A 21,273-nucleotide genomic window follows, 5' to 3' on the forward strand; every position below is an offset into this window, starting at 1 on the left:
TGGTGCGTGCGGAGCAGGGTCTGATCGATGCTGATCTCGGCGGCGGAGTCATCAAGCAGCGTTTGGCGCGCCCTGGGCAAGGCCGATCAGGAGGCTACCGGACGCTGATCTTGTACCGTCAGGCGCATCGCGCCTTCTTCGTCTACGGATTCGCCAAGAGCCAGCAGGCCAATATCAGCGACGAGGAAGAAACAGCATTCAAGAACGCGGCGCGGCACATCCTTGAGTTGACGGACGAGCAGCTCTCTGCACTGATCCAGAATGGGCAATTCTCGGAGGTTGAACAGGATGGCTAGACAGTATCGTAGCAACGCGATGGCTTCGATTCACGAGACCATGGAGGCCCTCCAAGAGGTAGGTGCCATCGACAAGCAGACCATGCGCGAATTCGATGACGCTGCTGACCCTTTTCAACAGCCATGCCTACTTGTTCAGGGGGTTGCTCGGTGCAGGATTCGACAGCGTCAAGGGATTGATCGAAACCTACGACTGCGACGCCGCACTCGACATCCTCAAGGCCGAATGGTCGACAGGGGAGGGTTCGGTCACCCTGCTGGGTCGGCGATCGCGATCCAGCAGGGTGGTCCGAATCAGAGCCCGACCATCTGGGCATGCACGCCCTTGGCCCGAATACCCTGGAGCAGGGTTCCGGCATCCGTCACGTCGGGACGATAGCCGACGAGCGTCAGATGAGGACGGTCTTCGGGATTATGGACACTGACGACACCCTCGACATCACGCAGGAGCCCTTCGACGTCGCTGCGATCCTCGGCGGACAGGGTCTCGTCGATATGGATCAGCACGTCAGCAAGCGAGACAGTCATGATTGACCTCCTTCGATCGATCAAGCCGGCCCGTCGGATCGGCCGTGTCTTGCGGCTCGGGCGAGGAAGCCCGAAACCCTTGCGGACCAAGGGTCTTCCCAACCACTGCCATCGCGGACCGGAAAAAGTAACGCCATCACCACTCGACTCAGTCAACCGAAATAGCCGAGCGGCCCTGTCACCATTATAGCCGCCACGGAGCTGACGGAGCCCATAAGCCAGACCGATGCGGACGATCCGAACAACGGCGTATTTCAATGGAGCGCGCATCGAACCCGGCTACAATGAAGGGCCGATGTCGCCGGACGGCTGCGGCACTGGCCCAGGCGCGGCGCGCGGACGATCCCATTCCCACAACGAGCGCATCCCGGAGGACAGACGACATGCAGAGACGCCATTTCCTCAAGACCGCGGGCCTCGGCGCGGCCGCCGCCGGTCTTTCGCTTCCGGCCAGGGCGGACGCGCCCGACATCAAGTGGCGCATGGCCTCGAGCTTTCCCAAGAGCCTGGACACCATCTATGGCGGCGGCGAAACGCTGTCCAAGCGCGTGGCCGAGCTGACCGACGGCCGCTTCGAGATCCGCGTCTTCGCCGGTGGCGAGATCGTGCCCCCCTTCGGCGTGCTCGACGCCGTGCAGCAGAACACCGTGGAGTGCGGACACACCGCCTCCTATTACTATTTCGGCAAGAACAAGGCCCTGGCCATGGAGACCACCTGGCCGTTCGGGCTCAATAGCCGCCAGATGACGGCCTGGGTCTATCACGGGGGCGGCATGGAGCTGCTGCGCGAGATGTTCGCCGAGTACGGCATCCTCCATTTCCCGGGCGGCAGCACGGGCGCCCAGATGGGCGGCTGGTTCCGCAAGGAGATCAAGTCGCTCGACGACATGAAGGGCCTGAAGATCCGCATCCCCGGCTTCGGCGCCGAGATCTTCTCGCGCCTGGGCGCGGTGCCTCAGTCCCTGCCCGGCGGCGAGATCTACCCGGCCCTGGAGCGCGGCGCCATCGACGCGGCCGAGTGGACCGTCCCCTACGACGACGAGAAGCTCGGCTTCTACAAGGTCGCCAAGTACTACTACTACCCGGGCTGGTGGGAGCCGGGCACCCACCTGGTCTTCTACGTCAACCAGGAGCAGTGGGCCTCGCTGCCCCCGGCCTACAAGTCGGCGTTCGAGGTCGCCGCCAAGGAGGCCCATCTCGACATGCTGGCGGCCTACGACGCCAAGAATCCGCCCGCGCTGCAGCGCCTCATGGCGAACGGCGCCGAGCTGCGCCGCTTCCCGGACGACGTTCTGCTCAAGGCCTACGAGACCGCGCAGCAGGTCTATGCCGAGGAGTCCGAGAAGAACCCGACCTTCAAGAAGCTCTACGATTCCATGGTCGCCTTCCAGAGATCCTCCGACGTCTGGTGGGGCGTGGCCGAGTCGTCCATGTCCAACTTCAGACAGGCCGTACGGCGCATGCGATAGCCGTCCCCGGTGCGCCGGGTCCCCGCAACGCGGAGACCCGGCGGCCAGTCACCGGACCGGCTAATCGGGACCTCCCGTCTTTACCGGCATCCGCGAGAGATAGTCGATCACCTGCTCGACCTGCGCGTCCGAATAGGGCTCGATCGCCTTCACCATGTCCGGATTGGCGTTGCGCCGCACCCCGTCGCGGATGTCCAGCGCCTGGCGCAGCATGTACCGATAGTGCTGTCCGTTCAGACGCGGATAGAACTTCTCGGCATCGCCCATCCCGTCCGTCTTGTGACAGACCCGGCAGTCGCGGCGATAGAGTTCCTCGCCTGCCGCGAGCCCCTCGCCCGGCCCCTCGCCGTGCGCCTCGGGAACCGGCAGGGAATTCAGATAGGCGGCGATGTCCGCTACCTCCTGGGTGGTGATGACATGCTCGCTGGCGAAGGGATACATCTTGGGGTTGTCCCTCCGCCCCTCGCGCACGTCGGTCAGCTGCTTGATGATGACCGAGGCATGCTGCCCGACGAGCCGCGGATAGAAGCCCGCCTCGTCGCCCAGCGCCCGGCCGCCGTGGCATCCCTCACAGACGATGAAGGCATCCTTGCCCCGGGCCACGTCGCCCTTGGCCCGCAGGGCGAGCAGCTCCTCGCCCTTGAGGTCGTTCCAGATGTAGCCGGGCGACTCGATGCCGGGCGCGTAGGGCTGCTCGGGCACGTCGGCCGCGTGGCTCGCCCTCTCCTCGTCGGCATGGACGGCGGAGACGATCAGCAGGAATATCAGGATCAGATATCTGTTCATGGTGCGACCTTCAGCGCGCTGAGGGTGGGACGGGCATGGAGGCGACGTATTGCGCCACCGCCAGGATCTCGGCATCGGTCAGACGCGACACCACGGTACGCATGAGCTTGCCGAAGTCGTTGGAGCGCTCGCCGCTGCGGAACTGCTTCAGCTGCTGGACCACGTAGTCGGCGTTCTGGGCGGCGATCATGGGGAACCTGGGCGCGCCGCCGCCGTCCGGGGTATGGCAGCCGGCGCAGGCCGGCACGCCGGCCTCCTTGTTGCCCTCGCGGTAGACGCGCTCGCCCTCGTCCACCAGGTCCGGACGGGTGACGATGCCCGGGGTCCGCGGCTGACGCGCGAAATACTCGGCCAGGGCATTGATCTCGCCGCGCGACAGCTCGTCGAGGATGGGTCCCATGATGTCACTGCTGCGCTTGCCGCTGGCGACGTCGCGCATCTGCTTGGCGAGATAGTCCGGGGCCAGTCCGGACAGCTTGGGAAAGGGCGGCGCGGCGCTGTTGCCGCTCTGGGTATGACAGGTGGCACAGCTCTCCTTGACGATGGCGCCGGCATCGGTGGACTGGGCGCTGGCCGAGGCCGCACCCAGGATCAGGATCGGGGCCAGCAACGCCCCCTGGATGGCATGGCCGAGCAGCGCTCGACCGCTGGCAGAACCGAACGGCCCGCCATGAGTCTCGACGAGATTGCGCACGATGGATCTCCCCGCGAAGCGAGGCGGCCGGATCCGGGCAGAGAACCTGTCCCGGATCCGCACCGCATGAGGTTCAGAAGTTCACCTGCACCAGCAGGCCCACGCTGTTGTCGTGATAGTCCTGGGTTCCGGAGTCCAGGTAGACCGCCTGGCTTCCCGAATCCGTGGGCACTGGATTGTCCGAGACCCCGGCATAGTGCCAGTCGTCGATGCTGCCCTGTTCGTAGCGGTAGATGGCCCGCAGGGCGACCGACTTGGAGATGGGGAAGACCAGATCCAGGCTCAGGATGTGCTGGTCGTAGTCGGAGTCGGGCATGCCGCTGCCGGCCAGCTCGGTGACTGCGGAGCTCAGACCGAGCCCATTGGCGTTGTAGCTGTAGTCCAGGGTGGAGGTGCCGGTCACGTAGCTGTAGTCCAGCTCGAGCCGCGCGAACCCGAGGTCGTAGCGCCCGCCGATCCCCAGGGCGTGGTTGGTGTCCTCGTAGTCGAGGGTCCATTTGCGGCTTTCCGTCCACAGCGGACTGGTCTGCGCGTGGTCGCCGCACTGGTTGTGCCAGTTCCCGGAGGTCACCAGGACCGTGTCGACCAGGCTCGCGCCGCTGCGGGCCGGGGCGACGGGATCCGAGCCGGAGGCCACGGCGCCGTCGCTGTAGAAGTAGTAGTAGTTGCCGATGACGCAGCCGTTCGGCTGGATACTCGACTGGGTCATGGTGGAGCGCTGATAGCTGTAGTACCCGTAGAGCCCCAGCTTGGCGGACGGCTGCCAGTTGACGTCGAGCGAGGCCGTTCCGACCCTCTGGTCGTCTTTGCGCCCGAAGTCCGAGTTGGGGAAACGGTTCTGGCGATACTGGCCGCTGAAACCAATGTCCAGGTCGTGCCGGGCGATCAGGTCCAGACGCAGATCGAGCGCCAGCCGATCGCGGTCGGAGAGATCGAACTTGCGGAAGGACCGCATGGCATGGATCCAGCTGAAGAGGTTGGTCCCGTCGGCGGTCGGCTCCGGCCCCAGGGAGACGCTGTAGAACGACTCGTAGGGATCGGGGTTGTAGCTGTCGCCGCGTCGGCGCCCGAACTCGGCCGAGGCCCGAAGAGTGCCCCATTGATAGGCCCGGTTCAGATAGCCGATCCGGAGCATGTCCTCCCAGGTCGAATCGCGCTCGCGATGCTCGCGCTCGTACTGCTCGCGCTCGATGCGCCCGCTGATGGTCTGGCCGCGGGCCAGCCGGTATTCGCCGCCGAGCTCGATGTTGGTCTTGCTGTACTCGTACGGGACGTTGCGGATGTTGGACGCGCCCGAGCTGGGAACCAGGCCCAGCGCCCTGACCGCGTTCAGATTGCAGCCCATCGCGTCGTAGGCGCTGCCGAGGGTTCCGGCCGGGTTGTTCCCCGCCGCCGTGTTGGGAAAGGCGAAGGCACCACCGCTGCCGTCGTTCAGCAGCCGCCCCAGCTGGCCGGTGAGCGGATTGCAGGCCACGTAGTCGGTCTTGTTGTCGGTCTCGTAATAGCGGATCTTGGTGTCGAGGCCCAGCTTGTCGGTCGGGCGCATCGAGAAGGCGACGTCGAACAGCCGGGTATCGATCTCGGCGCCGGCGCGCCGCCGGCTGAGCGCGGAGGTGGTGTTCCAGTTGTTCTCGGCCGACACCCCGTTGATCTCGAGACCGCTGAGAGCATGGGCGGTGGGTGGGATGAGGTCGTCGTTCTGCTTCATCCGGCTCAGCGAGACCGTCGCGGTGAGACGGCTGTGGTACCACTCCGGCATCGAACGGGCGTATTCGGCCTTGACGTTGTAGAAATCGTTGTCCGGATAGAGGTCGTAGCGCCCGCTGGTGAAGATGGTCGGATCCAGCACGTTGGGCGCAGTGGCCGAGATGGTGTTGGTACTGGCGTAGATCGGATTCTCGAAGGTGAGGGTGTCGATGTTGTTGCGGAACAGCGAGACGTTGGTCTGCAGATTGAAGCTGTTCGTCCCGTCGTCGTAGCGCAGCATGGCCAGGATGTCGTGGGTGTCGTAGTCGATCGATTCGGGGATCTCCAGGCTTCCGCCGCCGCCACCGCCGCCGAACACGGCCCCGAAGGGACGCGAGCCGTCCCGATGCTCGCGGCTGTAGCTCGCGATGAGGCGCCACTTGCTGGACAGATATTTGTCGATGCTCACCCCGCCGGTCTCGCGCACCAGGCTCAGCTCGGAGTCCTCGACCGCCTCGATGGCGCTGCGCATCCCCGCGACGGTCGCGGTCTGGCTGGCCGTCGCGTTCATGGTGCCGTCCGCGTTCCGGATCCCGACGCCCCCGGGCGGCAGGCCGTTCAGCCGGAGATGGCTGCTGCCCACCCCGCTCCAGAGACTGCGATAGCGGTTGGTGAAGACGTGCGGGGTCTCGTTGTAGAAGAGATCCACCTTCCAGTCGTTGTAGCGCCCGAAGCTGACCCCTTCGTACTGGTCCCGATAGCCGATGCCGCCGCCCAGCGCCTCCAGGAAGTAGCCCTTGCCCTTCTCCAGCTGCTCCGCCTGCACGGAGAAGTTGTTCAGATAGAGCCCCGAGGTCGGCAGATCCTTGTAACGACGGAACCAGGCGCTGTCCGTATTGCCGCCGGTCGCCATGCCGCCGATCTCCACCTGGCCGTGATACTCCCACCCGTCTTGAGTGCGGCTGGTCTCGGGCAGCTTGTCCGGCCAGCCCAGCAGTTTGCCGGTCGGGGTCCGCTCGTCCGGCCAGGCATCCAGACTGTCCGGATCGCGCTCGGGGATGGTTCGCAACCCCCCGGGGTTGAGCGCATTGCCCAGATTCTCGCCGACGCCGGCCGCCGAATCCGCCCGCACCTGGGCGGCGATCATCTGAGCGGCCGCTGCCGTGACGCACAGGACCAGGGTCTTCCGCCAGGGTTTCATCTCGCCCCTCCTCGTCTTCCGTCCGCATTCGCCCCGGAGCGGGGCGCCGCACATGCCTTCGGTGATGGGTCTGCTCATCGCTGGAACCTCGCCCCGGAGGGATGGTTGCTGCCGTGGACCTGGGTATGGCAGTTCTGGCAGGAGCGTCCGATGATGCGTGCGCTCTGGGTTCCGCCGATCAGCGCGGACGCCGCCGTCTGACTGTTGTTGAAGAGCTGGCCGGGATGCCCGATCGAGGCGTCGTGGCATTGCTGGCACAGCCAGGGACGCGGCGCGGCCAACAGCTTGTCGTTGTTCGAGCCGTGCGGGAGATGACAGTTGGAGCAGTTCTCGCGGACCGGGGCGTGCTCCCAGATGAAGGGACCGCGCTTCTCGGCGTGGCAGTCGTAGCAGAGGTCGTTGACGCTATCGCCCTTGAGCAGGGGACGGGTCGTCGAGCCGTGGGGATTGTGGCAGTCGACGCAGGTCATCTTGCCCTCGGGAAGAGGCATGTGCGAGCGCTTGTGGAACTCGGCGCGCTGCTGCTGGTGGCAGGTGTAGCAGGTCTCGGAGACGCTGGAACGGACCAGGGCGCCGTTCACCGAGTTCTTCATCATGGGATTGTGACAGTCGCTGCAGGCGACCCCGGCCCGGTCATGGGCCGAGCTGGTCCAGTGCATCTGTCCACCGCCGGTGTGACAGGTCTGACACTGGGCGTTCTGGACCGCGATCGGCGTGCCCCAGTCGCGGGTGTAGCCGATGATGAGCGAGCGGTTCAGACTGTCCTCGGCATGCTTGGAGCCGGGCCCGTGACAGGCCTCGCACATCTCGGTCTGGGCCGGCGTGCTCGGATTGGAGCGAAACACCTTCAGGTGCTTGCCCATGCTGGCATGCTCCCTCGCATGCTCGTGACACTCGGCACAGGCCTGCTCGCCGATGTAGGTCGAATCCTGATTCATCAGATCCACCTCCGTCGCGCCATGTGCGTGGGTGGATTCGTCGGGCACGGTTCCCGGGTGGCCGGGCGTACAGGAAACGGCCAGCAGCGCCAGGAGAGACGCAGCCGCCAGCCGCCCGCCCGCTCGCGCGGAGACAAGCAAGGAATAGATGCTCATTGCACTCCTCGATTCTCTTATCGTTCTTATCGAGCGCCGGAGAGGCACCCGTCGTCTGTCGTTATCTCCACTGGAGACCCGCCCCCGCAGGGGACCGATCGTCAGTGAACGGCCCTCCGAATGCAGGGGCCTAGGGGCACGGGGCTAGTCTGACAAACTGAAGGGCATGGGTATTGACGCAGAACGACAAGGGTTTTGACTCTGCGTGACAGTCTCATGAAACCGGCAGACCCCATCGACCGAACGCCGCGACGGCGCCGGTTCGGGAATCGAACGAACGGGAGGACTGGATCAGTCGACGAGTTCGGAGGCCGCGCGGCGCCGCACGTCGCGTGGCGAAAGACCGAAATGCTTGCGGAAGGCGCGGCTGAAATGGGCCTGATCGTTGAAGCCCCAGGTATAGGCGATATCGCTGATGGAGCGGCGCCCGGAGTCGCCCTGGCGCAGCTCCCGATTGCATTGCTCGAGCCGCTGCACCCAGACCCAGCGCATCAGCGAGGTGCCCTCGTCGGCGAAGACCCGGTGGACCTGACGGGCCGAGAGCCCGACCGACCCGGCGATCAGATCGACGTCCAGATCGGGATTGCGCAGATTGCTCAGCACGACCTTCTTGATCCGATCCTTCTGCAGCAGCGACTGCTGCAGGCAGTCCTTGTTGACCGGAACCGCGAAGCAGACCAGGGCACCGATCAGGTTGACGATGACATCCGCCAGATGATCGCTTCCCGCCCCGCTCAAGGTGTCCTTCCAGCGGTGCAGCGAACGCACCGCGTCGCAGAAGACCGCGGGGACGCCGCTCGTCCCCCGGATCGGCGTCATCATGGCCGCGCGCCACAGCGGGAAGCGGTCGACGACCTCGTCCTCCGGGACCTCGACCAGCGCCAGGCGGAAGGGACCGGAGACCTCGAGCGAGAGCGCCCGCCCGCTGCGCAGCAGACAGAGATCGCCTGCCCCCAGTTCGATCCGACGCTCGCCCTGACGGATACGGCTCGCGCCCTCGATCTGGACCAGTGCTGCGATACGGGCCGAGTTGCCGCACCCTGCCGCGTCGATGGCCAGGAACTCGCCGCGGATCTTCAGCATCTCGACCCGTCCCACGCCGCAGCGCTGGGCGCTCGAACAGCCGCCGCCCTCCTCCGACACTCCCTGATCCCCGAACGCGCCCAAGCCCTGTGTCAGGGCATCGAACAGCGTCGCGCGCGCGGCGATCCGGCGCATACCGGCGTCATCCAGGCCGCCATTCCGCTGCGGCACTGGCACGCCACGATCCAAACCTGATCCTCTCATCGCTCTTCCAGGCAGTTGGTTCTGCCATTTTTTTGCACACATATTTTCAATGTGTGCAGAGCGAGATACAGCGTCAATGACTCAAATCAAAAACCCCACAAAATTAAATTCACAGGATTGATGTTTATCATTTACTTAAATACTTCCCAATGTGTACGCGAGGCGCACCGAAAATCAGGCACTCGAGAGACCTCGAGACGCCCTCCGGGAGAGGCGCGGAGCGTCGGCCCGCCCCAGCCAGGGACGCGAGCCCTCAGGGCTGTCCGGCGGGCGGAGGCCCCAACAGCAGTCCATCGAAATCGCTGCTGTCGAGCAGACTGGAGCCGCCCTGATCCGGGACGCTGATCTCGGTCGGCGTCACCGCGACCGCAGGACGGTCCAGCCCCCAATCCACCAGCTGTGGAAAAACGACGATCAAGGCGACCATCAGCAGCTGGATGCCGAGGAAGGGCACGGCCCCCCAGTAGATGTCCGAGGTCTTGATCTGGGGCGGAGCCACCGAGCGCAGATAGAAGAGGGCGAACCCGAACGGCGGATGCATGAAGCTGGTCTGCATGTTGACGCCGAGCAGCACGCCGAACCAGACCAGATCGATCCCCAGCTTCTCGGCGACCGGCGCCAGCAGCGGCAGGATGATGAAGGAGATCTCGAAGAAGTCGAGGAAGAAGGCGAGCAGGAAGACCAGCAAGTTGACGAAGATCAGGAAGCCCACCGCCCCACCCGGCAGCCCGGTGAGCAGATGCTCGACCCAGAGGTCGCCGTCGACGCCGCGGAAGGTCAGACTGAAGACGCTCGAGCCGATGAGGATGAAGAGCACGAAACTGGTGATCTTGGCCGTGGTCAGCATCGATTGCTGCAGCATCTCCAGATTCAGCCGCCCCTTGATCGCGGCCAGCAGCAGCGCGCCCACGGCACCCATGGCGCCGCCCTCGGTCGGGGTCGCCCAGCCGATGAAGATGGTTCCCAGCACCAGGAAGATGAGCGCCAGGGGCGGGATGAGCGCGATCACCACCCGGGCGGCGAGCGCTCGGCCACGCAGAGTTCGCGCCTCGGGCGGCAGCGGCGGCGCCATCTCGGGCCGCATCTGGGTCCGGAAGAAGACGAAGATGAGATAGAAGCCGGTGAGCATCAGCCCTGGCAGGAGCGCGCCCTTGTACATGTCGCCGACCGAGCGCCCGAGCACGTCGGCCATCACGATCAGCACCAGCGAGGGCGGGACGATCTGGGCCAGGGTTCCGCTGGCGGCGATGACGCCGGTCGCCAGACGCGGATGATAGCCGTAGCGCAGCATGATGGGCAGCGAGATGAGCCCCATGGCGATGACCGAGGCCGCCACCACGCCGGTGGTCGCGGCGAGCAGTGCGCCGACGATGATGACCGCGTAGGCCAGACCGCCACGCACGCTGCCGAAGATCTGGCCGACCGTGTCCAGCAGCTCCTCCGCCATGCCGCTACGCTCCAGGACCAGTCCCATGAAGGTGAAGAAGGGGATGGCGAGCAGGATCTCGTTGCGCATGATGCCGAACACCCGGTCCGGCAGGGCCTGCAGCAGGGCCGGGGTGAGCATACCCAGCTCGATCCCGATCCAGCCGAACAGCATGCCGACGGCGGCGAGCGAGAAGGCGACCGGATAGCCGATGAGCAGAAAAAGCACCAGCGCCGAGAACATCACCGGCGCCATGTTGGCGGCGAGCCAGGCTTCCACGATCAATGACCTCCGCCGGAGCTGGGCAGGGGCCGCAGACCGGCCAGGATGGCGACGCCCTTGATGACCTCCGACACCCCCTGGGCGGCGAGCAGGACGAACCCGACCGGAATGACCAGCTTCATCGGCCACCAGAGCAGACCGCCCGGATTGTAGGAGGCCTCGTTCTGATGAAAGGACAGCAGGAAGTAGTCCCAGGCGTCGATGACGATCAGGATCGAGACCGGCAGCAGGAACAGCAGTCCGCCGACGATGTCGATCAGCACCCGGACGCGGGGCGGGAAACGGTTGTAGAGGATGTCCACCCGCACGTGTCCGCGCTCCTGCAGCGTCCAGGGCGCGCACAACATGAATACCAGACCGAAGAGGAACCACTGCGCCTCGATCATGGCGTTCGATCCCCAGTCCAGGGTGTAGCGCAGCGTGGCGGTGAGCGCGCTCAGCAGCACGCAGACGAGGACGAGCCAGACGCTGGCCCGCCCGATCCGGCCGTTGAGCCGATCGATCAGGTCCGCGAAACCCAGCAGTTTTTCCATCCTCGCCTCCGGGGAATTCGACCAGCGCGGAACACTAACAGAGCACGCAGGCGGAACCAAGCGCGCGGCCATCCTCGGTGCCGTTTCGGACGCATATCGCTTGATCCCGGACGCACCCCGGCCGATAGTGGGCACCAGACGACGGCGATGGGATCAGAACCATGACGCGAGAGCCCGACGACTCCCGGCCAGACCCGATCGACCCCGAACCGACCTCGGTCCCCGAGCCGGCGCCGCAGTCCGCGCGCCGGCACGTCAAGGCCGCCCGGCACCGCCATGCCAGGCGGACTGCGCGCTCCCGTCTGCCGCGGGCCAAGCGCACGCAGCCCGGGCAGCCGGCGGGCATCGAGTACCACGAGCTGATCCAGACCGCCTCGGACACACCGACACGCATCCTCTGCACCGACTTCAGCCCGGATCGCATCCACACCCAGGAGATCTCCGACACCTCGGCCTTCCTCGCCGCCCACCGGCCCAGCTGGACCCGGGTGCGCTGGATCCATGTCGAGGGGCTCCAGGACCAGACCATGCTGCGCACCGTCGCCGAGAAATACCAGCTGCACCCGCTGGCGATCGAGGACATCCTGGACCGGGCCCAGCGGCCCAAGCTGGACGACTATCCGGGGGAGGACGACCAGCCCGGACGGCTGTTCGTCATGGCGCACGGGGTGAGACTCATCGAGGGTCAGCTGGTCAGCGAGCCCGTGGGATTCTTCCTCGGACGCACCACCCTGCTGAGCTTCCAGCACGGGTCCTGCGTCGCCATCGGCGAGATCCGAAGACGTCTCGATACACCCCGCTCGCGGGTGCGCCAGAACGACGCCAGCTTCCTGCTCTACGCACTCGTCGACGCGCTGGTCGACCGCTACTTCCCCATTCTGGATGCCTGCTCCGAGCGTCTCGAGGCCGCCGAGGACGAGGTCCTGGCCCGGCCCGACACCCTGAGCCTGCACGCCATGCACCAGATCAAGCGCGACCTGGTGATGATCCGCCGCAGCGCCTGGCCGATGCGCGAGCTGGTCGCCCAGCTCCAGCGCGAGCGTCACGAGTGTCTGTCCGAGATCGCCCAGACCTATTTCCGCGACGTCTACGACCATTGCGTCCAGATCATCGATCTGATCGAGACCTACCGCGAGATCGCCAGCGCCGTGACCGAGACCTACGTCTCCGTGGTCTCGAACCGCACCAACGACATCATGAAGGTCCTGACCGTCATCGGGACCATCTTCATCCCCCTGACCTTCCTCGCCGGGGTCTACGGGATGAACCTCGAGATGCCCGAGACCCACTGGGCGCCGGCCTATCCGCTGTTCTGGGTGGCCTGCGTGACGATCGCCGGCATCATGCTCTGGCGCTTCAAGCGCGGCGGCTGGCTCTAGCGAACGGAGCCGAGCCACACTCCCATCTCACCGAGATCCATCCACCATGACCGACAAGGACCCAATCCCCGATGCATCGCGCAGCCTGGGCATCGACCTGCTGCGCGGCGCCTGCATCCTCTACATCGTCGGCTACTGGCACCTGATCCCCTACACCACCGCCCTCCCGGGCTATGCCAACTGGTTCACCGAGGGGCTCAAATACGTCGCACTTTCCACCTTCGTCTTCTGCTCCGGCTATCTGCTCGCGCGCGCCCGCATCCAGCTCGATCCAAGCGGACTCGGATCCTTCTACCGGCGCCGGCTACTGCGCATCTATCCGCTCTATCTGGTCGCCTTGGTGGCATTCGGACTCTACGGCATCGCCAGCTGGAAACAGGTCCAGGACGGCATCCTGCTGACCTCCATGTTCACGCCCCCGGCCATGCCGACGCTCTGGTTCGTCACCATGATCATGGTGTTCTATCTGGCCGCCCCCTTCCTGATCCGCACCGCCGACCGCGCGCTGCCGACACTCCTGCTCGGCCTGCTGCTGACCTGCGCGCTGGCCGCCCAGCATCTCTGGGTGCGGCACATCGACATGCGTATCCTCATGTATCTGCCGGTCTTCGTGCTCGGCATCCTCTACCGGCGCCAGCCGTCCTGGCGCGCCCTGGCCGAACGTCACCGCTGGCTCCTGCTGGCGCTCGCGGCGCTGCTGCTGCCGACCAGCCAGATCGGCAACGAGTCGACCCTGAGCGGCGGACTCATGATCGTTCCACTGCTGCTGACCAGCGCCACCGCCGCCGTCATCTTCGCCGACGGCCTCGCCGCCCGGCTCCACGCAGGCACCGTCGAACGGCTCGCCTATGCCAGCTTCGGTCTCTATCTGGTGCACCGCCTGGTCTTCAAGGCGAGCATCGCCCTCTATTTCCCCGCCGAGGGCTGGAACCAGGTCGGCTATCTGCTCGCCGCCGCCCTGCCGATCAGTCTGGCGATCGGATACGGCATGCAGCGCGGATACGACAGACTCGCATCGCGCTGGAACCCGCGTCACCGAGGCGTGTGAGATGACACGGAGAATACGGTGACCTGACAGATGCGGTTCTGCCGCAGAGTGGACTCGGAACGAACGGGCATCGCTCGGACGGCCCGGTATCAGACCTTGAAGTGCCCGATCTGCTCCTGCATCTCCGCCGCCAGACGCGCCAGGGCGTCGCTCGCCTGCGACAGACGCTCGGAACCCGATGCCGTGTCGTCGACCGTCTTGGTGATGTGATGGATGTTGCGGTTGACCTCCTCGGCGACGGCCGCCTGTTCCTCGGCCGCGCTGGCGATCTGGGCATTCATGTCGTTCAGCGCGGTCACCGAATGGGCGATGCTCTTGAATGAGTCGCTCGTCTTCCGCGCATCCTCGACGCTGCACATGGCCCGCTCCTCGCTCTTCTGGATCGCCTGGACGACGCTGGACGCACCCGACTGAACCCGCTCGATCTTCTGACGGATATCCTCGGTCGAGGCCCGGGTCCGGGTCGCCAGGGTCCGCACCTCGTCCGCCACCACGGCGAAGCCTCGTCCCTGCTCGCCGGCGCGCGCCGCGCGACCTCCTCCACCGTCGCCGTCATCTGATTGATGGCGGTCGCCACCTGATCGGTCTCGTTCTGCTCCTCCTTGACCTGGCGATTCGTCTCGCTGCTGTTGAGCGACAGTTCCTCGGCGGCGGAGGAGAGGTGGGCGGAGGCGCCCGAGACCCGAGCGACCAGGTTCTGGATCCTCTCCACGAAGGTGTTGAAGGCGCGGGCCAGATCCGCCAGCTCGTTGCGCCCATCGGCCTGCAGACGCAGCCTGAGGTCGCCATCCCCCTCGGCGATGGACGCGAGTCGCTCCCGGGTCTCGCGAATCGGCCGCGAGATGCCGCGCGCCGTGATCCACGCCAGGGCCAAGCCATCGAGAATCACCACCAGACCAACGCCCAATATCCAATAGAAGGCGCTGTCGAAGACCGCAATGGTCTCGGACCGGTCGACCGCCAGCTCCAACACCCCGACCGGATTGCCGGAGAAGTCGCCCACCAGGCGCCCATAGACCGCAACCGGTTCACCCTCGAGCTCGATCCGCCGAACCAGGACCTCTCCATCCATGATGCGCTGGAGCTGGGCGTCGGAGAACAGCGTGCCTTGCTCCAGGGTGCTGGCGAAGGTCTTGAAACCGGCCCCATCCGGAATCTGCAAGGCCGCCTCGACGCTCGTATCCTTCTTGAATCGATCGAAGAATGGCTGGCCGAAGGACATGCCGAACTCGACGACGCCGATATGGCGTCCCTGATAGAAGACCGGCTCGACGCCCCTCACCCCGAGCCCGGCCACGCCGCGCTCCAGCCCGCGGACCGGCTTCCTGGACCGGTTGGCCTCGACGATGGTCTTGCGGATCGCGGTCAGATCGTCGCCATAGCGCTCCAGCATGTGCACCCGCAGGAAGGAGGTCGCCGGAGGGGTCAGGAACTGGAACTGACGCACGGCGTACTCCTTCGACATGTAGTCGAAGATGGGACGCGTGATCTCACGCAGGCGGTCGCGGTCCCCCTCCGCGAACGCTTGCTGGACGACCGGGATGCGCGAGACGAGGGCACTCAAGGACTGAGCCAGTTCGCCCTGCGAGGCGATCCCGCCGCTCAGTGAATAATAATGGTCCTCCAGCGCCTTCACCTCGGCGCGATCGGAGAGATGCGCCAGCTTCGACAAGGCGATCGGCAAGATGAGCGCGACGCTCAGGACGCTCACCAGCGCCGACCCGATCAAGACCCGAGATCCAATCGTCAGATTCTTCAGCGACACCTGATACTCCCCTGCCTGGCTCGTTATCGTTATAGGCGACCAAGGCCGACCCCTTGCGCCAACGCGCATGGACGGAGCGCGACTGTTTTGGACGCCTCATTGCCCCATCATCGAGTAGGAAGCGATCGACGCGTACTCGAAGCGTTTCAGGGGTCAAGATAGACACGGAAGACGAGACCACAAGTCAGGCGCAATAATCGGACGATCCGCCCGGCCGGATTCGAGACGGACGTCATGTCATCGAGCGCACCTCGGACCGCATCTCGCCAGGCTCGCGGTCCAATCGGAGAACATCCGGAGCCGACATCAAGAGAGGGAAGATTCGACTCATGCCCCAGCCATCCCCACGACGGATCCGAAACCGACGCTTCACCCGCATTCTCGGCGGCATCCTGCTGACGACGGTTGCGGCGATCGGAGGCGCCCTATTCTGGATCGGCGCCAGCCTGCCGCCGATCGACGGCGAGGAGCGGCTTTCGGGACTCCAGGCCGAGGTCGCGCTCGAACGCGACGCGCGCGGACGTCTCGGCATCCGGGCCGCCGACCGGGAGGACCTGCTGTTCGGACTCGGCTATGCCCATGCCCAGGACCGCTACTTCCAGATGGATCTGCTGCGGCGTGCCGGAAGCGGCACCCTGGCCGAGCTGATCGGACCGGCGGCCGTCGAGGTCGACCGTGTCGCGCGGCTGCACGACCTGGCCGGCACGGCACGCGCCTCGCTCGCCCGGCTCGCCCCGGAGGAGCGTGCACAGCTCGACACCTATGTCCGGGGCGTCAACGCAGGCCTGGCGAGCCTGGGCGCGAGACCCTGGGAATACCTGCTCCTGCGCCAGCCGCCCGCGCCCTGGACCCCGGTCGACAGCCTCCATGCGGTGCTGGCCATGTACCGCGACCTCCAGGAGGAGAGCAACCGGGCCGAACGAGCGCTGGACCTGGCGTCGCGGACCCTGGACCCAAGGGTCTTCGCACTCTTCCGGGTCTCGCCCGGCCCCTGGGAGGCGCCGATCGAGGGAGAGGCCGGCAGCTGGCCCCAGGTCGAGATCCCGGTCTCGGGCCCGGGACTCCGGACGACCCGATCCGAACCGCCGTCCATCCCGGATCCCATGCCGGCGGGCAGCAACGCCTTCGCCGTCGGCGGCGCCCTCACAGCGGACGGACGGGCGCTGATCGCCAACGACATGCATCTGACGCTGCGGGTGCCGAACGTCTGGTATCCGGTCCGTCTCCGGCACGGCGGCGAGACACCGCTCGACGCGGTCGGCGTCAGCCTGCCGGGCGCCCCGGCGCTGGTGGTCGGCAGCAACGGCCATATCGCCTGGGGTCTGACCAACAGCTATGGCGACTGGCTCGACCATGTGGTGCTGGAGCTGGACCCGAGCGACCCGAACCGCTATCTCACCCCGGACGGCTGGCGCCGCCTGGAGCGCCGCACCGAGTGGATCCGGGTCGCCGGCGAGGATCCGGTGCGACTGGAGATCCAGCAGAGCCTCTGGGGGCCCCTGGTCGGTCACGACCCGGAGGGCCGTCCGCTCGCCCTGCGCTGGGTGGCCCAGGAACCGGAGGCGCTGAACCTGCGCCTGATGCGCATGGTGGATCAGACCTCGGCCGAGGCCGCCCTGCGGCTCGCCCCGACCTGCGGCGTCCCGGCCCAGAACATCCTGGTGGCCTCGGCCGACGGCGAGGTCGGCTGGACCATCCTCGGCCGCGTCCCGCGCCGCCGCGGTCTGGACGGCCCCCGGCCGCGAAGCTGGGCCGACGGCAGAACCGGCTGGCTCGGCTGGCTGGAACCGAACGAGGTGCCGCGCATCGGCCCGAGCCGCGAGGCGCGTCTCTGGACCGCCAACGCCCGGGTGGTCGACCTGCACGCCCAGTCACTGCTCGGCGACGGCCGCTACAACCTGGGCGCACGCGCCCGCCGCATCCGCGACCGGCTCATGGAGCGCCTACTCTTCGACGAGCCGGCCCTGCTCGACATCCAGCTCGACGACCGTGCCGAACTCATGGAGGGCTGGTATCGGCGACTGGTCGCCTTGGTCCAGGCACGGAAGGAATCGCCCGAGCGCACCCGGATCCTGCGGCTCCTCGCCGACTGGGACGGCCGGGCGAGCATCGGCTCGGTCGCCTACCGGCTGACGCGCGAATGGCGCACCCGGGTCTCCTCGGTCGTGCTCGACGCCTTGAACCGGCCCCTGACCCGGCTCTCGAACGCCGTCCGGCTCGCCGACCTGCCCCGCACCGAGATCGCGGTCTGGTCCATCCTGCGCGATCCGCCCGCCTGGGTCCCGCCCGGCTATGACGGCTGGAGCGAACTGCAGAATCGCTGTCTGGACCAGGTGCTCGAGCGCTGGGGCGCGCCCGAGGACTGGCCGTCGCACACCTGGGGGGCGCGCAACACGACCGCCATCCGCCACCCCTTCTCGCCGCTCCTGCCGAGCTGGATCGGCGCCTGGCTGGATCTGCCGCCGCGTCCCGTTCCGGGCGACTCGAACGTCACGCGCGTCTCCAACCCGACCCAAGGCGCCTCGGAGCGGCTGGTGGTCGCGCCCGGCGCCGAGTCGCGCGGCATCCTGCAGCTGCCGGGCGGAGCCAACGCCCACCCCTTCTCCGGCACCCGGGAAGGCGACTACCGGGAGTGGCTCTCCGGAGAGCCGGTCCCGCTGCTGCCCGGACCGGCGCGGCACCGGCGCATCCTCAGACCCGCCGCGAGCGGCCCATGAGCGCCCGCATCCCGCCTCGACGCCTCGCGCGACAGACCGGCCGAGCGGCGCTGAGCCTGCTGCTGTGCGCATCCATGCTGCTGCCGATCCAGAGGACGCATGCCTCGGACCTGGAGCTGAGCGGAGAGACCGGTCTCGGCTACGACACCAATCCGGCGCAGAGCCACAGGAGCCGGGATCTGGCCTTCGCCCGTCTCGCGCTCGGCGCCGCGCAGACACTGGGGCTGAAGACGTCCGACCTGAGCTTCGCGCTCGAGGGCTGGTACCGCGACTACGAGGCCGACAACGACAGCTACCGGCTGTCCCTAGGCTCGAGCTGGTCGCGATCCACCGAGCGCGACCTGGGGCTGATCAGGGTCTCGGTCTCGGGCGTCCTCTATCGCGACGCCCTGGTGCCGGCCGACGAGCGCGACGAGGCCGCCCTCGCCCTGCGCTACGACCGCATCCTCGGCGCCCGCGACACGCTCGGTCTCTCGGCCGAGGTCCGCTGGCTCGCCTACCGCAACCCCTCAGAGCCCTGGTCTGGACGTCCCGGATCCGGCTCGGGCCGATGGGACTCGAACGGACGTGGCCGGGGGACGGGCCGACAGGGAAGCGGGCGTCCGACCGCACGACTGGAGCAGCGCCGCGACGACCGGCTCTCGACCCTCGCGCTCGACGCCGCCCACGACTGGTCCCCGACCGTCTCGACCCGGATCACGCTCGCCCATGCCCGCAACGAATCGCCGGTCGCGCTCGAGTCCTACGACCGCGACGGCATCGGCCTGCTGGCCCGGATCGCGCTGGGCCAGAAATGGCTGGTGGAGGCTGGACTGGGCTGGTCGCGCTGCGACTACGACCATGCCCAGCGCCGGCTGAGCCGAGAGGACGAGCAGCGCAGCGCCGCACTGGCGATCCGGCGCCAGCTCGGCGCGCGCGAGCTCTACTGCAGCCTGGACTGGGTGGACAGCGATTCGACCCTCGACGACCGCTCCTTCCGGCAAGGGGTGACCCAGTGTGGCCTGGCCTGGTCCTTCTGACATGGAACCGCCAAGCACGCGAAGGACGCCAAAGGCAGCAACGCCTTGCGCCCCAAACGACAGACGGCCAAAGATACCGACGCAGGCACCGGCCGAGTCCCGGAATTGCTTCGCGCCCTTTGCGCCTTCGCGGTTCAAGCCCCTCCTCCTCGTTCTCGCATGCATCTGCATCCCGGCCGTCTGGGCCGAGACCCCCTGGCTGGCGCGGGTGCAGAGGATCGAGCCGGATCGGGTCACGGTCGCCATCGAGAATGCCGCCGGGGGGCCGGCGACCGCCGTGCTGGCGGTCGACCCGAAATCCGGACCGCGCGGGATCGAGCCAGGTCAGCTGATCCGGGTCTGGCCGGGGGCGCCGCCCGGCGCGGACGGCATCTGGACCCAGGCGCGCCTGGTCCCCTTCGAGCGCGGCGCCGGAGCCGCCGACCGCACCGGCGTGCGGGCCCGCATCATGTTCGGCGCCCAGCGCGGATTCGGCGGAGGCCGTGGTGGACGCTGAGCGGGGCAGCAACCGGCTGCCGCCCCTCTGGCTCGGACACCTGCTGGTCTTCGGCCTGCTGTTCGCCCTGGTCCTGACCTGGTTCTTCGTCCAGACCCGTCAGGCCCAGCGGCTCTTCCTCGACGACGCCAGCGAGCACGCCCGGCTGCTGACCGACGCGGTCATCCTCCATGCCCGCGGCGCCCTCATGGCCGAGGAGATGACCGAGGGTCTGCTGACCCGCTCGCTCGCCAACTCGGCGCGCTTCGTCGCCTATCTCGACGCCATCGCCCCCTTTCGCGCCGAGGAGCTGAGCGCCTTCGCCGCCGAGGCCGGGCTCTCGGTGATCCGCGTGGTGAGGTCGGAGGAAAACGTCCAGGGTCCGCCGGACTGGGCGCCGAGCCAGCCGCTCGACTGCGGACGGCTGGAGCAACTCATCCGCATGCCGTCCGCGCACGCCCTGGTCTACGGCCTGGCCCGGGAGGATGGGGACGGCTGCGTCCTGGTCGGCATGGACAGCCGCGACAGCGAAGCGCTGGAGGATGCGATCGGTCTGCCCAAGGCGCTGGAGTCGATCGCCGACCTGCCCGGCGTGGTCAGCGTCCGGCTGGAGGGCCGGCCGCGCGAGCGCGTGACCCAGCCGCTGGAGTGCAGCCTGCCGGAGGTCTCCATCCGCCAGCTGGCAGACGGCCTGACGGTCGCCCGGGCGACCGCCCCGGTGGCCGGCGCGCGTCTGTTCCTGGAGCTGGACGCCGGCCCCCTGATCCTGATGCGCGAGCGTCTCTGGCTCGAATTCGTCGCCTTCATGGCGGTGCTGGTCCTGGCCGGAGGCGCCGCGACCTGGATCCTCATCCGTCACCAGCGCGCCCACGAGCGCCAGCGGCTCGACTACGAACGCCGTCTCTCGCGCCAGCGCGAGGAGGCCGGGCTGGGACGCGCCGCCGCCGCCATCGCCCACGAGATCCGCAATCCGCTCAACGCCATGGCGATGGGACTGCAGCGACTGCAGCTGGAGGCCGAGGAGCTCAGCCCCGATCATCGACGTCTGGTCGAACTGGTCGGCGAGGCGGTGCGGCGCACCAACGCCACGGTCACCGGGCTGCTGGACTATGCCAGGCCGGTCAGACCGCGACAGGAGCGCGTCGCGCTCGACCGTCTGGTGGAGGATCTGTTGAGCCTCTACCGCCAGCGGCTCGACGACCGCGGCATCCGGCTCGAGGCGAGCCTGCGGCCGGAGACCTGGATCAGCGCCGACCCGGATCTGCTGACTCAGGTCCTGGACAACCTCCTGCGCAACGCCCTGGAGGCCCAGCCGCGAGGCGGAGACATCCAGGTCCGGGTCGAACTCGACGGCGACCGGGCGCGTCTGATCGTCGCCAATCCCGGACTGGAGCTGGAAGCCGCCGAGGTCGAACGCATCCTGGAGCCCTGGTTCACCACCAAGGCCGAGGGAACCGGACTGGGCCTGGCCATCTCGCAGCGCATCGTCGCCGCGCACGGCGGACGGCTGGAGATCAGGGTTCCGACGCCGGGACGGCTGAGCCTCTCGGTGACGATGCCGACACGGGGGACAACCGACTGATGCGTC

At 67.2% G+C, this 21,273-nt stretch carries 17 protein-coding genes and 1 pseudogene; 8 read left to right on the forward strand and 10 right to left on the reverse strand.

Features of this window, described 5'->3' with window-relative positions; genetic code table 11:
- The first annotated feature begins 2 nt into the window (after nt 1–2).
- Nucleotides 3–296, forward strand: coding sequence for a type II toxin-antitoxin system RelE/ParE family toxin (locus tag D779_RS11725; RefSeq protein ID WP_094300786.1), 294 nt, complete (start codon nt 3–5; stop codon nt 294–296).
- A 294-nt stretch (nt 297–590) separates the two neighbouring features.
- Here the strand turns inward: D779_RS11725 and D779_RS22240 are convergent, their stop codons facing one another.
- Nucleotides 591–824, reverse strand: coding sequence for a hypothetical protein (locus tag D779_RS22240; RefSeq protein WP_043754106.1), 234 nt, complete (start codon nt 822–824; stop codon nt 591–593).
- Between the two features lie 383 nt (nt 825–1,207).
- On the opposite strand from D779_RS22240, the gene D779_RS11735 reads away from it, so the two are divergent.
- The gene (locus D779_RS11735; protein ID WP_043754108.1) at nt 1,208–2,293 is read left to right on the forward strand and encodes a TRAP transporter substrate-binding protein; all 1,086 of its coding nucleotides are present in this window, start codon (nt 1,208–1,210) and stop codon (nt 2,291–2,293) included.
- Nucleotides 2,294–2,353: 60 nt separating this feature from the next.
- On the opposite strand, the gene D779_RS11740 is transcribed toward D779_RS11735, so the two are convergent.
- The 7 genes from D779_RS11740 to D779_RS11770 form a co-directional block, all read right to left on the reverse strand.
- A complete protein-coding gene (locus D779_RS11740; protein ID WP_043754110.1) occupies nt 2,354–3,079 on the reverse strand; it encodes a c-type cytochrome in 726 nt (241 codons plus the stop codon).
- Between the two features lie 10 nt (nt 3,080–3,089).
- On the reverse strand, nt 3,090–3,773 hold the full coding sequence (locus D779_RS11745) for a c-type cytochrome (RefSeq protein WP_052348075.1): 684 nt from the start codon (nt 3,771–3,773) through the stop codon (nt 3,090–3,092).
- Between the two features lie 73 nt (nt 3,774–3,846).
- Complete coding sequence (locus D779_RS11750) at nt 3,847–6,660, reverse strand: MtrB/PioB family outer membrane beta-barrel protein (RefSeq protein ID WP_043754199.1); 2,814 nt, start codon at nt 6,658–6,660, stop codon at nt 3,847–3,849.
- Nucleotides 6,661–6,734: 74 nt separating this feature from the next.
- Nucleotides 6,735–7,754 carry a DmsE family decaheme c-type cytochrome gene (locus D779_RS11755; protein ID WP_043754120.1) on the reverse strand — a complete coding sequence of 340 codons (1,020 nt, stop codon included), beginning with the start codon at nt 7,752–7,754 and terminating at the stop codon, nt 6,735–6,737.
- Between the two features lie 291 nt (nt 7,755–8,045).
- Entirely contained in the window at nt 8,046–8,972 is a 927-nt protein-coding gene (locus tag D779_RS21125) for a helix-turn-helix domain-containing protein (RefSeq protein WP_232424166.1), read from the reverse strand.
- A gap of 322 nt (nt 8,973–9,294) precedes the next feature.
- Complete coding sequence (locus D779_RS11765; protein ID WP_094300785.1) at nt 9,295–10,746, reverse strand: TRAP transporter large permease; 1,452 nt, start codon at nt 10,744–10,746, stop codon at nt 9,295–9,297.
- 2 nt (nt 10,747–10,748) lie between these two features.
- Nucleotides 10,749–11,282 (reverse strand): TRAP transporter small permease subunit, encoded by a 534-nt coding sequence (locus tag D779_RS11770; RefSeq protein ID WP_043754121.1) that lies wholly within the window; start codon nt 11,280–11,282, stop codon nt 10,749–10,751.
- Between the two features lie 161 nt (nt 11,283–11,443).
- On the opposite strand from D779_RS11770, the gene corA reads away from it, so the two are divergent.
- On the forward strand, nt 11,444–12,661 hold the full coding sequence (gene corA, locus D779_RS11775) for a magnesium/cobalt transporter CorA (RefSeq protein ID WP_043754122.1): 1,218 nt from the start codon (nt 11,444–11,446) through the stop codon (nt 12,659–12,661).
- Between the two features lie 46 nt (nt 12,662–12,707).
- The gene (locus D779_RS11780; RefSeq protein ID WP_043754123.1) at nt 12,708–13,709 is read left to right on the forward strand and encodes an acyltransferase family protein; all 1,002 of its coding nucleotides are present in this window, start codon (nt 12,708–12,710) and stop codon (nt 13,707–13,709) included.
- An 89-nt stretch (nt 13,710–13,798) separates the two neighbouring features.
- Here D779_RS11780 and D779_RS23285 read toward each other — a convergent pair whose 3' ends face one another.
- Both D779_RS23285 and D779_RS23290 read right to left on the reverse strand, forming a co-directional pair.
- Nucleotides 13,799–14,572, reverse strand: a complete 774-nt coding sequence (locus tag D779_RS23285) for a methyl-accepting chemotaxis protein (RefSeq protein WP_408606011.1) — start codon at nt 14,570–14,572, stop codon at nt 13,799–13,801.
- Nucleotides 14,467–15,543 (reverse strand): annotated as a pseudogene (locus D779_RS23290) (cache domain-containing protein); the annotation flags it as partial. The pseudogene D779_RS23290 and the gene D779_RS23285, both read right to left, overlap by 106 nt.
- A gap of 260 nt (nt 15,544–15,803) precedes the next feature.
- Between D779_RS23290 and D779_RS11790 the strand changes: the two are divergent.
- The 4 genes from D779_RS11790 to D779_RS11805 all read left to right on the forward strand — a co-directional run bounded on the left by D779_RS11790 (nt 15,804) and on the right by D779_RS11805 (nt 21,267).
- Complete coding sequence (locus D779_RS11790) at nt 15,804–18,191, forward strand: penicillin acylase family protein (RefSeq protein ID WP_043754128.1); 2,388 nt, start codon at nt 15,804–15,806, stop codon at nt 18,189–18,191.
- Nucleotides 18,188–19,210, forward strand: a complete 1,023-nt coding sequence (locus D779_RS11795; protein WP_043754130.1) for a hypothetical protein — start codon at nt 18,188–18,190, stop codon at nt 19,208–19,210. Before D779_RS11790 ends, D779_RS11795 begins: the two co-directional genes overlap by 4 nt.
- A 208-nt stretch (nt 19,211–19,418) precedes the next feature.
- Nucleotides 19,419–19,706 (forward strand): hypothetical protein, encoded by a 288-nt coding sequence (locus tag D779_RS11800; RefSeq protein WP_043754133.1) that lies wholly within the window; start codon nt 19,419–19,421, stop codon nt 19,704–19,706.
- The gene (locus tag D779_RS11805; RefSeq protein ID WP_043754208.1) at nt 19,696–21,267 is read left to right on the forward strand and encodes a sensor histidine kinase; all 1,572 of its coding nucleotides are present in this window, start codon (nt 19,696–19,698) and stop codon (nt 21,265–21,267) included. The genes D779_RS11800 and D779_RS11805 overlap by 11 nt, the downstream gene beginning before the upstream one ends.
- Nucleotides 21,268–21,273: the final 6 nt, after the last annotated feature.

Source organism: Imhoffiella purpurea (assembly GCF_000585215.1).
Classification (GTDB): domain Bacteria; phylum Pseudomonadota; class Gammaproteobacteria; order Chromatiales; family Chromatiaceae; genus Imhoffiella; species Imhoffiella purpurea.